Consider the following 14,055-nt stretch of genomic DNA (forward strand, 5'->3'; position numbering starts at 1 on the left):
TTCACAAGGCGCTACAGCGCGTAGCGCCGACAATGCTCAAGGTAGCCTTGCTCGTGACTGCCGACCAGTTGAACGACGCTCGACCATAGCCAGGAGGGAGCGTCCAAGGTATCAGACCGATTGCTTTGCAGATCCCTGATCCACGCCGCGCGTGTGGCCAGATCCATCTGTCTGGCGTGGGCATTACCGACCACTTTCGCGAGGTACGCTGCGGCCTGCATCGCCTCTTGCTCAGTGAGCTCATCAAGTTCCAGCTTCATGTCCTGAGGAAGCAGCTCACGTATGAAGAACGAATGATCCAGCATTCGCACGGCAACCATTCGGCTACCCAGGCCGGGTGACAGGTTCCGGGCGCCCTCCACTACCCGTTTGCCATTGTCTCTGGGCATGCGAGCCCTCGCCGTACGTGGTGCCGCTGCTGCGACGGCTTCCTTGACGTCGAGCAGGCAGAACTCTTCATCCTCTTCATCGCCAACCCCCATCAGCACTGCGTAGCGAAGCAGCCCCAGAGAGCTGCATCCTTTTACCCAATAGGCGGAGTCGAGTAAGCGCACACGGTCATCCTGGGACCTGCCTTTGAGCGATGTCACCAGCGCATGAATCTCCGGCGTTTCGCAAAGCTCCTTGATTGCATCGCGTTCCGCACGGGACAGTTGCCAGAAATGCTTGCCAAGCGGAATGGTCGGTTGTGTACCTTCGAAACGCTCCTTGGCCAGATGCTTCCAGGTACGTTGTACCGCGCTACGCATGCCGGCTTTCACTTGCGCAGGACGATCGGGCTCTTCATCGTCGTCGCCCATAAACGCCTCTTCGTAGCCCTGCATCATCTCTTCCAGCATTCTTGCCGTGGTAACGCCGGGCAGATCCGAGCCTCGAGCAGCTGTCGCCAACGACAACCCAAGCCTCACCAGGTCATGGGCAGGATTACCGATCACGGCTTGATCGAGGTCGCGGATATGCATGTCGATGCGCCCTCTCGAATCTCCCGTGGGCCCCAGGTTGCCGGCGTGACAATCGCCACAGATCCAGACCGGAGGACCGCTGGGCAGGCGTCTCCCCGACTGGCTGTGAAGCCACTCATAGAACTGGGCGGTATTGCCTCGCACGAACGCGTGCGCAGACCGCGCCATCTTTAAATTGCGCAAGTTGATGAGGGATTTGAGACGTGTATTTGGGCGAGGCGTTTTCATCGGAAAACCTTGAAGAGGGTTATTCCATTGACTCTTCATGTGACACGAATGTTTCAAGATATTTCAAGTCTGGCGATTGTCTGGTCTTTAATACAGCAGCCAGACTCAAATCAGCCTCAAGCGAGTCGCCCCAGAAACTGACGAGGTCGACCCGTAAACAAGGAAAAGCAGTGTGTATTCCCGGCCCAAATGGTCCAGACGACCAGACCGGAAATACACCTGCAAAAGCCCGTTAAAGCTTGAACTGCGCCACCATGGTATTGAACGAAGTCGCCAGGCGTGACAGTTCCTGACTGGACGCGCTCGTTTGATTGGCACCTGCTGCCGATTGTGCGCTCAGTTCCTGGATGTTGACCAGGTTGCGATCTACTTCGCGTGCCACCTGGGCCTGCTCTTCGGACGCCGAGGCAATCACCATGTTGCGCTCGTTGATCATCCCCACGCCGCTGGTGATTTTTTCCAGGGCGCTGCCGGCGCGCTGAGCGAGTTCCTGGGTGTTGGTGGCCGTCGCCAGGCTTTTGCTCATTGCAGCGACCGCACCGTCGGCACCGGACTGCACGGTACCGATCATGCCTTCGATTTCCACCGTTGAAGCCTGGGTGCGGTGCGCCAGAGCGCGCACTTCGTCGGCTACCACAGCAAATCCTCTGCCTTGCTCACCGGCGCGTGCAGCCTCGATGGCGGCGTTCAGCGCGAGCAGGTTGGTCTGTTCCGCGATACTGCGGATGACCTCAAGCACTTTGCTGATATCCCGGACGTGGCCAGCAAGCGTAGTGACAGACCCCGTCGACTCGGTAATCTCGCTGACCATCGTGCCGATGCCCTTGACGGTGTTATCCACCTGGCCCCGCCCGTTAGCGGCGTCGGTTGCCAGTGATTTCGACTCCTCCGACGTAGACACCGCATTGCGGGCTACCTCTTCCACAGCCGCCGTCATTTCATTCACTGCCGTTGCAGCCTGTTGAATCTCGTCATTTTGCCGAGTAAGACCGCGGGTGCTTTCTTCCGTGACCGCGCCAAGCTCTTCGGCAGCCGAAGCAAGCTGATCGGACGCGCTGGAAATCTCCTGAATGGTCCGCTTCAAATTGCCCTGCATCGTGCCGATCGCATTGAGCAACTGCCCTGCTTCATCGCCTCGGGTGCTGGAAACGCTCTGGGTCAGGTCACCCGATGCAATACGTTGTGCAATTTCAATAGCGCTTCTCAGCGGCCCGCTAATCATGCGAGTGATCAGAATACCCAACATGATCGCCACCACAAACGCGATGACAACACCCGCGGTCAGCATGAATACCGAGGTGCTTTGCAACCTGTCAGCGGCTTCTGCACCCTCTTTGATTTGGCGCTTGTTGGAGTCGATCATGATCTGCAGATAGCCGCGAGCCTTGTTGAACTCCCCGTCAGCCAGCGCGTTTAACCGAATGCGCGCATCTTCCAGTTTGCCGGCCTGTTGCAGGTCAAAGATATTCTGGGAAGCAGACATGTAGGCTGGCATCAAGGCGTCATACTGGTCACCCGCTGCACGTTCATCGTCCTCCAACGGAGTCGCGCGGTAGATGGCATAGACTTTTTGCGCACGCTCCAGCTCGGCATTGATACTTTGGCGCATTTTCTCCGCCGTGGCCGTGTCCTTGGCATCGAGCAAACGGTAAAGCCCGCGGTTGTGAGTGGTCAGGGCAGTCATCGTCTCGTTGGTGTTGGCCACTGAAACCAGATTATTCGAGAACGTCAGCTCAAGGGCATCGGAAAGCCGGTTGATACCGAGCATACCCACACCACCCACAGCCAGTGTGATCACGGCGCAAACGGTGAACGCGGCCATGAGTTTTTTTGCGAAACTGGTGCGATTTATCAGGTTCATTGATTATCCATCATCGTTAAGTAAGGGGTCACTTCTGTCCGGAAGCCCTACTGCACTAGAGACAACTAGTTGCACGTGGTTCTAGGTACCTTTTCTACAAGCGGTTCATCGGGCTACGGAAATGGCTATCCAATTTCTATGCCAGAGCGGAACCTGTTTATAACAGCAACTAACGGCGTCACTGCGTAGTGGCTATCTGCCGTCAAGCCGTTAGCTTTACAGGTCGTGAGAGGTGGAAAGCGCTGTTCACTGCACGCTAACCTTTCGCAATCCCTGACGTTATCGGCATGGATTGGATTTTATGAACAGGCGTAGTGTGGAACGGACTAAAAAAGTGGTAATTAGATGAGAACGGGCACTGATGCGCTGGGTGCGTTCAGTGGAATCCAGAGAGGAAGTGTATCGAAATGCGAAGTATTTTCTTGGATGCCTACCCCTTTCAGGGTGCCCGCCTCTATGACGGATTACATCGTTTTATAAAGGCCTGCGGAACAAACTTTTAAGCCTCTCATGACCATCATCGACATAAGTAAAGATAACGGGCACTACCAACAGGCTTAGTACGGTCGAGGCCAACAGTCCGCCGATAACGACCACCGCCATCGGTTGACGGAAACCTGATTCGCCGCCCCATCCCAGTGCGGTCGGCAACATGCCCGCGCCCATTGCGATGGTGGTCATCAGGATCGGCCGGGCGCGTTTGTGACAGGCGTCGATCAACGCTTCATAGCGGCTCACGGTGGGTGCGCGGCGAGCCATGATTGCGTATTCCACCAGCAGGATCGAGTTCTTGGTCACGATCCCCATCAGCATCAGCAAACCAATGACCGACGCCATGGAAAAACTCATTCCGCCGATCAACAGTGCCAACAGTGCGCCGCCAAGCGATAGGGGGAGCGCCGAAAGGATTGTCAGCGGCTGCATGAAGTCATGGAACAGCAGCACCAGCACCGCGTAGATACAGAATACGCCGACGGCCATCGCCAGGCTGAAGTTGCCAAACAGCTCGCTCATCAACTGCAACTCGCCCTGCTCCACCAGTTTCACTTGCGCTGGCAGGTTCTGCATGGCCGGCAACTGCCTGGCCTGTTCCATCACTTCGCCCAGATTGCTGCCATTGAGTTCGATGGACAGCGTGATATTGCGCAAGCGGTCGATACGATCAATCTCCGCGGGACCGCTGCCCATGCTGAGCTCTCCCAGCGACGCCAGCGCAATCTGGCCATCACGCCCCTTGATCCGTAGCTGAGCGAGGCTCTGCAGGTCGGTGCGTACTTGCGGTTGCATACGCACCCGCACATTGACCTGGCGCTGGGACAGATTGATCTTGCCCAGGGACGAACTGTATTCGCCGTAGGTGGCCATCCGCAGGGTGTCGGCGATGTCCTGGCTACTGATGCCCTGCTCTGCCGCCCGGAAAACGTCAGGGCGTATCTGGATTTCCGGGCGTTGCACAGCAGCACTCGAGGTGACGTTGCCGATGCCCTTTATCTGGCGTAGTTGCGGTTCAAGAGCGGCGGCAGTGCGCTCCAGCAAATCGCCGTCATCGCTGGCAAGGACAATGTCCAGACGTTCTCCGCTGCCGTCACCACCGACCGTTACCCGCACACCGGGCAAACTGCGCAGACTTTCACGCATGCTCGCTTCCACCTGCGACTGTTTCAGTGTGCGTTGGTCACGCGGCAGCAGATCGACGGTCAGTTTCGCGTCCCGATCACCTGCACCGCCCGCATCGCCGCTGCCCGCCGCGATGAAGACGTGGGCCACTTCAGGAATCGCGCGTAAACGCTTTTCAGCCTGCAAGGCAATCTCACCGGTCTGAGCCAGACTGGTGCCGGGCGGCAATTCCAGGCTGACGGTGCTGCTGGCAATATCCTGAGCAGGCAAAAAGCTGGTTGGCAGCAACGGGATCAGCGCCAGCGAGCCGATAAACAAAGCACCAACAATGGCCATGGTGGTCTTGCGGCGGCTCAGGCTGGTGTGAATCCAGCCCAGGTAACGTCTCATCAAACCGCTGTCATGCTCGCCATGCGGCCGTGCCTTGAGCAAATACGCCGCCATCATCGGCGTCAGAAGACGGGCGACCAGCAACGAAAACATCAACGCAGCGCTGGCCGTCACGCCGAATTGGCGAAACAGTTTGCCGGAAATCCCGCCCATGAAAGCAGTCGGCAGAAACACCGCGACCAGGGTCACGGTCGTTGCCAATACGGCAAGGCCAATCTCGTCGGACGCCTCGATTGCCGCCTGTCGCGGGGTTTTGCCCATGCGCAGGTGTCGAGCAATGTTTTCGACCTCAACAATTGCATCGTCGACCAGAATGCCGATTACCAGCGCCAGCGCCAGCAGCGAAACGGTATTGAGGCTAAAGCCGGCAAAATACATGACGCCGAAGGTCGGGATGATCGACAAAGGCAGTGCCGTGGCCACGATAACGGTCGCCCGCCAGTCACGCAGGAACCACCAGACCACCAGCACCGCCAGCAACATGCCTTCGTAGAGCAGCGCCATGGAGCCACGATAGTTTTCCATTACCGGCTCGACGGCATTACTCGCCTCTTCAATGTGCACGTCAGGGTGTTGCCTGGCGAACTCACTGACTGCCTGGCGCAAGTCTTTGGTCACGCCTACGTCGGAAAAGCCCAGGGAGCGGATGACCTGAAAGCCAATTACCGGTTTGCCGTCGCGATACGCCAGGGTGTTGCGCTCGGCATGGGTATCACGCACGGTGGCCAACTGCTGCACAGCGAGCATCCGTCCATCGCTGACAGGAATGCGGATAGCGCCCAGCGCCGCCGGGTCATCAATGCCGCCAAGCACACGCAGCGCCTGTTGACCGCTGCCCAGATCGCCTTGGCCACCGGAGTTATCTTTCTGCATCGCCCGCAGACGATTCGCAATGTCTGTCACGCTCAGACCCAGACCGGCCATCAGCGTGGGGTCAAGGTCAACCTGGACTTCGCGGTCCACGCCGCCCACGCGGCTGATCTTCGCGACACCACGCACGGTCAGAAGCTGTTTGCTCAACTCGTTGTCGACAAACCATGACAACGCCTCTTCGTCCATACGTGGCGCATCGACCACATAGGTCAGCAACGCTGTGGTGTTGGTGGTCAGACGCGTTACCGACGGCGTATCGAGGTTGGCTGGCAACTCAGCCGCAGCGCTGTCCACCGCATTGCGCACTTCGTTGAGGGCTTCGTTGCCATCCTTGTCAATCTCGAAGATGACATTGATGAGGACACTGCCTTCGGAAATTTTCGTAGTGACGTGCTTGAGCAGGCGCAGCGATGTCAGCTTGTCTTCGAGCTTGCGCGCGACTTCGGTTTCCAGTTGCTCGGGGGCGGCGCCTTCCAGTGAGGCACTGATGACCACTGCTGGCAGATCGGTGTCGGGAAAGTCCTGGATACCGAGACGTTCGAATCCGAGGAAACCAAACAGGGTCAGCAGTAAAAACAGCATGACCGCCGGGACCGGGTAACGAATCGACAACGCGGAGATATTCATTGCGCACGGGCCTCGGCGTTGACCAGCGTCACGCTGGCCCCGTCATTGAGGAAGGCCCCACCGCTGCGGACGATCTGCGCCTGCTCTGCCAGGCCTCCGACGATTTCCAGCGCCGATCCACGACGTCGGCCGATCTCGACCACGTGTTGGCTGACGCGCATGTCTTTGCCCAGCACAAACACATAAGAGTGCCCGTCGCGCAGGATCACGCTGGTGTCCGGAACCGTCAGCGCCGGGCTTGAAGGCAGTTCGATGCGACCGCTGGCGTACATGCCGGCGCGGGCCACAGCCCCCACCGGCAGGGAAACGTAGACCAGCGCCCTGCTGGTCTTGCCATCGAGCACTGGCGAGACCAGGCGCACGCGTCCCTGGACCTCGATACCGCCCGGCAACATCACCCGGGCCAACTGGCCAGGCTTAACGCCCGGCAGTTGCTGGGCGTCCAGTTCTGCCTGCCACTCGATCCGGCCATCCCGGATCATCCTGAACATCTCGCTGCCCGCCGACACCACGTCGCCAAGCAAGGCCTTGCGCCCGGAAATGATCCCGTCATCCACCGCGACGATGCGCGTCTGCGTGAGTTTGATCCGGACGCTGCGCAGATCGGCATTCGCCGAAGCCAGGTTGGCTTCGGCGGTCTGTACCTTGACCCGGTACTCTTCCAGTTGCTGCTCGGACAAGGCCCCGCTCTGTCCGACCACCGCCGCACGGCGCGCATTGGAACGGGCTTCCTGCAATTGCGCAGTGGCCTGGGCTACCGCCGACTTCTGCTTGTTTTCCTCGGCCAGCACGCTGTCATCGGCCAGAGTCGCCAAGACCTGACCCTTCTTCACCTGATCGCCTATATCAGCCTTCAGGCTGGCGATACGCAAGCTCCCGGTCTCGGCACTGATCACGGCTTCCTGCCACGGCGCGAGCGCACCGCTGGCCACTAGTTCCTGCGGCCAGTCTTCGCGGTGCGGTTGAACCGCCTCGACCGTCAGGCTGGTAGCTGGCGCTGTAACGGCAGCCGGGGTCGGTTCTGCACGGCCAAACAATATCCAGCCCGAGACACCCAACGCCGCCAACGCCAGCAGCCCATAAACGCGTATCTTCTTCATGCGCCGCCCCGCTTCGGTGTCTCTCTGGCCAAACCTTCGCGACTGTCCTGCCATCCACCGCCCAGGGCCTTGTACAGGGCAATCCAGTAACGCACCTGATTTTGTTGCACGGTGATCAATTCGATTTGCGCCGACAGCGCCGAGCGTCGAGCCACTTCGCGGTCCAGCAAGCTGGCATTGCCGGCCTGCCAGTTGCGGTCTGTGGCCTCGAACGACGCTTCATAGCCGTCGGCTGCCTGCTGCGTACTGGCTTGCCCACGCCGTGCCGCGTCCAGACGTACCAGTGACTGCTCGACTTCCATCACCGACGTGCGCAAGGTCTGCCGATAGGTCGCCAGCGCCGCGTCATAATCCGCCTGCGCCGAGTCCACCGCCGCCCGGCGCTTGCCTGCGTCGAACAACGGAACGGTCAGTTGCGGGCCGATGCTCCAGACACGGCTGAATACTCCGGTGGTCGTCCCCACCTGGAACGAGCCAACCAGACTCAGTTTGGGCAGACGATCAGCCTGGGCAGCGCCGATCTTCGCATTCGCGGCGGCCAGCTCGCGCTCGCTGGACGCCAGGTCCGGGCGCTGGCGCACCAGGTCGGCGGGTATCTCCCGTACATCCAGCAACGCAGGCTGCGGCAGTCGCGCGGGGTTATGGCCGAGCACTTCTCGCACCTGTTCCTCGTCGCTGCCGGTCAGGGCCACCAGGCTTTTGAGCAGCACGTCGCACTCGCTTTGCTGTTTGATGAGAGTTGCATTGCTCGCCGCCGCACTGGCGTCGCTCAACGATGAATCGGCGGCTGCGGTGAACCCGGCCTGAAACGACACGCGAGTCAGACGTGCGGTCTGCTCCTGGGATTGCGCCTGATCACGGTAAGAGTTGACCAGCATCTGGCAGCCGCGGTACTGCACGAAGTCATCACCGACCTCGGCGGCCAGTGACACACGAGCGTCATGCCAGTCATTGACACGTGCTTCGAGCAGATTACGCGAAGCCTCGTCGGTGCGTCGCAGTTTGCCGAACAGGTCCAGTTCCCAGGACGCATCGAGGGTTGCGCCGGAGGTCGTACCGCTCTTGTGCAATCCGCTCTGATTGATGCCGGCGCGCGACTTGCTCACGCCGCCGCTTACTTGCGGCAGCCTGTCGGCAACGCTGCCGTCCAGCGTGGCGCGAGCCTGGGCAATGCGCGCCAGAGCCTGATCGAGGGACGGGCTGTCTGCCTGTGCCAGACGCAGCAGGGTTGCCAGTGCCGGGTCATTGAACTGTTGCCACCAATCCTGCAGCCCGACCATCGACGCGCCATGAGGCAGCGGCGCATGCCACTGGCTGGCAACCGCCACCGCAGGCAATTGGTAGTCCGGTCCTAGCGTGCAGCCGCTCAGCAGCGATACCCAAAGCGTTGACACCAGGAAGTAGCCAGCAGGTTTGCCAATCGACATAAAGCTCTCGAAGATTCCGGAACAGTGGTGTCTTGAGAAAGGGGGTAACGGGGCAAGAGTCCGGACGATCAGGAGCATTGTCGCGAGGTTTCTTACAGCGCCACAAATCCCTTTCGTAGCATGCATTTAACGCCTGAGGCCGCGAGATGTCTGTCGTGGAATACGGGGACAGTCCGGCGGCGATAAGTTGGCGATCACCCTGAGGTTCTTACAGAATCGGACTCTGCTCCAAGCGAGTAGCAATGAATCCGTACCTGTGCCAACAAGGGATCGACTATGGAAGAGTTAAGCAATCTCAAGAAACTGGAGTCGAATGCGCGCACCTACGCAGCGACCTTCCAGCAGCTGTTTGTCAGCGGCAAGGGCATGCGAGTAAAGGACGCCAACGGCCAGGAATACCTCGACTGCCTGTCGAACGCTGGCACGCTCGCACTGGGTCATAATCCACCGGTTGTCCGTGACGCGGTGATCGAATTCCTCAACAGTGATCATCTGCAGCAGGCCCTTGACCTGGCCACACCGGCCAAGCACGCCTTCGTCGAAGAACTGTTCGCGACGTTGCCCGCCAGCATGCGCGACAACAGCAAAATCCTGTTCTGCGGCCCCAGCGGTTCAGACGCAGTGGAAGCCGCCATCAAACTGGCCCGCCATTACACCCAGCGCTCGCCGCTGATGTCCTTCCACGGTGGTTACCACGGTATGACCGCTGGTGCATTGTCGGCCATGGGCAACCTCAACCCCAAGGCCGGCCTACTGGCGCAGGGTACCCACTTCCTGCCGTTCCCCTATCGCTTCCGCTGCCCGTTCGGCACCGATGGCGAACACACCGACCGTCTCTCCATCGAGTACATCCGCACGGTACTCAGTGACCCGGAAAGTGGCGTGCCCAAACCGGCGGCGATGGTGGTCGAAGTGATCCAGGGCGAAGGCGGCTGTATTGCGGCATCGGCCGAGTGGTTGCGCGCCGTGCGCGAGATCACCCGCGAGTTGGGGATATTGCTGATTATCGATGAAGTGCAAACCGGCCTCGGACGTACCGGCAACCTGTTTGCCATCGAACATTCCGGGATAACGCCGGACATTCTGGTGCTGTCCAAGGCCATCGGTGGCGGTTACCCGATATCGGTGATCGTCTATGCCGAGCACCTGGATACATGGGGCCCGGGCATGCACGCAGGTACGTTCCGTGGCAACCAGGTGGCGATGGTGGCAGGCGCTGCGACCATGCGTCATATCAAGGAACACGACCTGGTCGGCAATGCCACGCGCCGAGGGGAGCAGTTGCACAGCGGGCTGGAGGATATCGCCCGGCAATTCCCGTTTATCGGCGACGTTCGTGGCCGCGGGTTGATGCTCGGGGTGGAAATTGTCAAACCGGCCAGCGGATCGCGTCCGGGGGCTGGCGATGGCGCACGTGCGCGGGCGATCAAGCTGGAGTGCTTCAAGAATGGCGTGATCATCGAGACCGGTGGACGCAACAGTGCAGTCCTGCGCTTCCTGCCTCCGTTGAATATCACAGAGTCAGAAGTGGGCATGGTCCTCGACCGCTTCGAACAGTCCCTCAAGAGCAGCAGCGCCGCACGGGTTTCCAGCGTCAGCGCGGTTGGCTGATCACTCGCAAAAGCTTGCTTGAGAGGTTGATGCAGCCGACAGATAGACGTCGGCTGTATGAGCCCCTCACGAACGCTATCCTATTCTGAAGCCTCCTGCATCGACGTTTCATACGCCGATCTTTTTCACCCCGCGCGCAGGCGTCTTTCAGTGCGCGGTCGCGCACAGGCGTTACTCTCCGTTGGACAGGACATCCTTGTCCTGTAATCCCCTTGTCAATCCCGAGCCAGCGCCTCGATCGGATCAAGCTGTGCCGCGTTACGTGCGGGTACGAAGCCGAACACGATGCCGATCAATGTCGAGCAGATGAACGCCGTCACAATCGAGCCCACGGAGAACACCATCTGCCATTCCTTGACCAGCAGTGAAAACACATAGCCAATCACGAACGACAGACCGATGCCGATGATCCCGCCAATCAGACAGACCATCACCGCCTCTACCAGAAACTGCTGACGGATATCCGACTGGCGTGCCCCGACTGCCATGCGAATGCCGATCTCGCGCGTCCGCTCGGTGACGGATACCAGCATGATGTTCATCACTCCGATGCCGCCTACTGCCAGCGAAATTACCGCGATCAACGACAGCAACAGGGCCAGCGACTGGCTGGTCTTCTGCACCGTTTGCATCACGCTGTCGAGGTTGTAGGTGAAAAAGTCCTTGGTTCCGTGCCGCTTTTGCATCAGCTTGTTGACGTTATCCTCGACCACCTTGCTCGGTTGCCCGTCCTTGACCCGCACGGTGATGCTGTCCAGGTAGCTCTGACCCAGCAGACGGCCAGAGGCGGTTTCGTAGGGCATCCAGATATTCAGGTTCTTGCTGGTGTCGAAGATGTTCTTCTTGTTCTCGGTCACGCCGATCACTGTACACGGCAGGTTACCCACCAGGATCACCTGGCCCAGCGGGTCGACCTTGGGACCGAACAGGCGGATCCGGGTGTTGTAATCGATCACCACCACCTGCGCCTGCCGACGGGCGTCATCCTTGTTGAACCCCACCCCCGAGCCCATCTTTGTGCCACGCACCTGGAAGTAGCTAGGGCTGACCCCGCTCACCGTCGCCGATACGTCGATGTTACGGTAGCGCAGCAGCATGTTGCGGCCGATATTCGGCGTGGCGCTGTCGATGTAGTACTGACTGCTCAGCGCTGCTACATCGGACAGCGCCAGGGTCTGGATATCCATTGACTTGGTGTCGCCAAAGTCACTGCCCGGGAACACCTCAATGGTGTTGCTGCCGATGGCCTCGATGTCCTTGAGCACATAACGCTTGGCCCCTTCGCCGATCGCAACGATAGACACCACCGAGGTGATGCCGATGATGATCCCGAGCATGGTCAGCAGCGTGCGCATACGGTGCGAGATCAGCGCCACCCACGCCATGACGAAGGCCTCCTGGAACAGGCCGATGTTGGCCATCAGGCGGTTTCCCTGCCTGGGTTTGGACGGCAGACGCTCGGTAGCTTTTTCGTTGATGATCGGGCGATCGGTGTTGACCCGGTCAGCGATGATCTCGCCGTCACGCATTTCGATGATGCGCTCGGCGTGTGCTGCAACCTTCTCGTCGTGGGTCACCAGGATCACCGTGTGCCCGGCGCTGTTGAGCTCGAGGAGGATGTTCATTACCTCCTTGCCGCTCACGCTGTCGAGGGCTCCGGTGGGTTCGTCGGCCAGAATGATCTCGCCGCCGTTCATCAGCGCCCGGGCGATACTCACGCGCTGTTGCTGGCCGCCTGACAACTGACTTGGCCGATGCTCCAGATGCCCCGAAAGGCCCAGGCGCTCGAGCAGTTTCTGCGCGCGCTCCACGCGCATGCTCTTGCCGGTGCCTGCGTAGATGGCCGGCATTTCGACGTTCTGGATCGCCGCCAGGTGCGGTAACAGGTGGTAACGCTGAAAAATGAAGCCGAAGTGATCGCGACGCAACTCTGCCAGCTCATCATCGGTCAGCGTACCGGTTTCACGCCCATCGACCTTGTAACTGCCGCTGTTGGCGTGGTCCAGACAACCCAGGACGTTCATCAGTGTTGACTTGCCGGAACCCGAGGCCCCGGTAATGGCAATCAGGTCGCCGGCATTGATCGTGAGGTTGATGTCATTCAGCGCGATGAAGTCTTTCTCGCCGGCGACGAAACGACGGGTTACACCCTTGAGTTCCAGAAGAGCTCGACTCATGGTCAGGCCCCCGCTGCCGCTGGTGTGGCCGATGGTTCACCGATCACCACCTGGTCACCCTCGGCAAGGCCGCTCTTGATCTCGACCCGCACATTGTTATTGATACCGGTCTGCACATTGCGGCTCTGGGCCTGGCCTTGAGCGTCCATCACGCGCACCGGGAAGGTTCCGTCGCCGTTCTTGTCGCCCAAGGCCGCAACAGGCACCGTCAGTACGTCCTTGGCCTTTTCGCGGACGATATGCACCTGGGCGGTCATCGAAATACGCAGACGATGATCCGGGTTGGGGACGTCGAACAACGCGTTGTAGAACACTGCACTGTTCGGCTTGCTGGCGTTGCTGGACTGCGAGTCAAGAAAGTTCTGCGGCGCCGGTTCCGTGCCTTTCAGTTTGGCGTAATAGCGTTTTTCGGCATCACCTAGGATGGTGAAATACACCTCTTGCCCCGGTGTGATATGAATCACGTCGGCCTCGGAGACCTGTGCCTTGACGGTCATGGTGTCCAGATCCGCCAGTTTGAGAATCACTGGTGTCAGTTGGCTGGCGATCACGGTCTGCCCTTCCTGCGTCACGATACCCACCACATCACCGCTGATCGGCGCGACGATACGGGTGTAACCCAGGTTGATCCTGGCGGTCTCGATCTGGATTCTTGCGTCGCGCACTTGTGCCTCCAGCGAGCGCAGGTTGGCACTGCGGACCTCGAAGTCCGATTGCGCCGTATCGAAGTCCTTTTGCGAGATCGCGTCATCTGCACGCAGTTGTTTGTAACGTTGGTAAATGGCTTTGGCGTCCTTGAGCTGTGCGACAGCCGCGTCCTTCTGGGCGATCAGGTTCTGTTCGTTGACCTGCGACTGACGCAGGGTGTTCTGCAGCACCACGGGATCGATTTCCGCCAGCCACTGACCTTGTTTGACCTTGTCACCCAGATTGACCTTCAGTGACTTGAGCTGGCCCGAGACCTGCGCGCCGACGTCAACCTGTTTGATGCCTTGCAGCACCCCGCTGGCCAGCACCGAGTTTTCAATTTCGGTGCGTTCGACCTTGGCAGTCAGGTACTCCGGTGGCTTTTCCGGGGACTGGATGCTGTAGGCAATACCCGCTGCCAGAACCAACAGCACTACAACAATGAGCACTTTGCGAAACTTCAACTTTTTCATAGAAAGCCACGAATGTGTTGAG

At 59.5% G+C, this 14,055-nt stretch carries 8 protein-coding genes; 1 reads left to right on the forward strand and 7 read right to left on the reverse strand.

Annotated elements, in window-relative coordinates:
* Nucleotides 1-11 precede the first annotated feature (11 nt).
* The 5 genes from JOE34_RS18585 to JOE34_RS18605 all read right to left on the reverse strand — a co-directional run bounded on the left by JOE34_RS18585 (nucleotide 12) and on the right by JOE34_RS18605 (nucleotide 9,085).
* Nucleotides 12-1,190 carry a DUF2252 domain-containing protein gene (locus tag JOE34_RS18585; protein WP_046266495.1) on the reverse strand — a complete coding sequence of 393 codons (1,179 nt, stop codon included), beginning with the start codon at nucleotides 1,188-1,190 and terminating at the stop codon, nucleotides 12-14.
* A gap of 232 nt (nucleotides 1,191-1,422) precedes the next feature.
* Nucleotides 1,423-3,051, reverse strand: a complete 1,629-nt coding sequence (locus JOE34_RS18590) for a methyl-accepting chemotaxis protein (protein WP_024960362.1) — start codon at nucleotides 3,049-3,051, stop codon at nucleotides 1,423-1,425.
* 474 nt (nucleotides 3,052-3,525) lie between these two features.
* The gene (locus JOE34_RS18595) at nucleotides 3,526-6,558 is read right to left on the reverse strand and encodes an efflux RND transporter permease subunit (RefSeq protein WP_209996394.1); all 3,033 of its coding nucleotides are present in this window, start codon (nucleotides 6,556-6,558) and stop codon (nucleotides 3,526-3,528) included.
* Complete coding sequence (locus tag JOE34_RS18600; RefSeq protein ID WP_161421045.1) at nucleotides 6,555-7,658, reverse strand: efflux RND transporter periplasmic adaptor subunit; 1,104 nt, start codon at nucleotides 7,656-7,658, stop codon at nucleotides 6,555-6,557. The genes JOE34_RS18595 and JOE34_RS18600 overlap by 4 nt, the downstream gene beginning before the upstream one ends.
* Entirely contained in the window at nucleotides 7,655-9,085 is a 1,431-nt protein-coding gene (locus JOE34_RS18605; RefSeq protein ID WP_161421047.1) for an efflux transporter outer membrane subunit, read from the reverse strand. Before JOE34_RS18605 ends, JOE34_RS18600 begins: the two co-directional genes overlap by 4 nt.
* A gap of 276 nt (nucleotides 9,086-9,361) precedes the next feature.
* Here JOE34_RS18605 and JOE34_RS18610 point away from each other — a divergent pair, with 276 nt between their 5' ends.
* Nucleotides 9,362-10,696, forward strand: coding sequence for a diaminobutyrate--2-oxoglutarate transaminase family protein (locus tag JOE34_RS18610; protein ID WP_004417709.1), 1,335 nt, complete (start codon nucleotides 9,362-9,364; stop codon nucleotides 10,694-10,696).
* 215 nt (nucleotides 10,697-10,911) lie between these two features.
* On the opposite strand, the gene JOE34_RS18615 is transcribed toward JOE34_RS18610, so the two are convergent.
* On the reverse strand, nucleotides 10,912-12,873 hold the full coding sequence (locus JOE34_RS18615; RefSeq protein WP_024665406.1) for a MacB family efflux pump subunit: 1,962 nt from the start codon (nucleotides 12,871-12,873) through the stop codon (nucleotides 10,912-10,914).
* A 2-nt stretch (nucleotides 12,874-12,875) separates the two neighbouring features.
* A complete protein-coding gene (gene macA, locus JOE34_RS18620; RefSeq protein ID WP_004404596.1) occupies nucleotides 12,876-14,033 on the reverse strand; it encodes a macrolide transporter subunit MacA in 1,158 nt (385 codons plus the stop codon).
* Between the last annotated feature and the right edge of the window lie 22 nt (nucleotides 14,034-14,055).

It is taken from the genome of Pseudomonas sp. PvP028 (genome assembly GCF_017832255.1).
Taxonomy (GTDB): Bacteria; Pseudomonadota; Gammaproteobacteria; order Pseudomonadales; family Pseudomonadaceae; genus Aquipseudomonas; species Aquipseudomonas syringae.

Bases quoted from the DNA above. Each gene is read 5' to 3' on its own strand.
- JOE34_RS18585 (WP_046266495.1), bottom strand. From the start codon at position 1,190: ATGAAAACGCCTCGCCCAAATACACGTCTCAAATCCCTCATCAACTTG.
- JOE34_RS18590 (WP_024960362.1), bottom strand. From the start codon at position 3,051: ATGAACCTGATAAATCGCACCAGTTTCGCAAAAAAACTCATGGCCGCG.
- JOE34_RS18595 (WP_209996394.1), bottom strand. From the start codon at position 6,558: ATGAATATCTCCGCGTTGTCGATTCGTTACCCGGTCCCGGCGGTCATG.
- JOE34_RS18600 (WP_161421045.1), bottom strand. From the start codon at position 7,658: ATGAAGAAGATACGCGTTTATGGGCTGCTGGCGTTGGCGGCGTTGGGT.
- JOE34_RS18605 (WP_161421047.1), bottom strand. From the start codon at position 9,085: ATGTCGATTGGCAAACCTGCTGGCTACTTCCTGGTGTCAACGCTTTGG.
- JOE34_RS18610 (WP_004417709.1), top strand. From the start codon at position 9,362: ATGGAAGAGTTAAGCAATCTCAAGAAACTGGAGTCGAATGCGCGCACC.
- JOE34_RS18615 (WP_024665406.1), bottom strand. From the start codon at position 12,873: ATGAGTCGAGCTCTTCTGGAACTCAAGGGTGTAACCCGTCGTTTCGTC.
- macA (WP_004404596.1), bottom strand. From the start codon at position 14,033: ATGAAAAAGTTGAAGTTTCGCAAAGTGCTCATTGTTGTAGTGCTGTTG.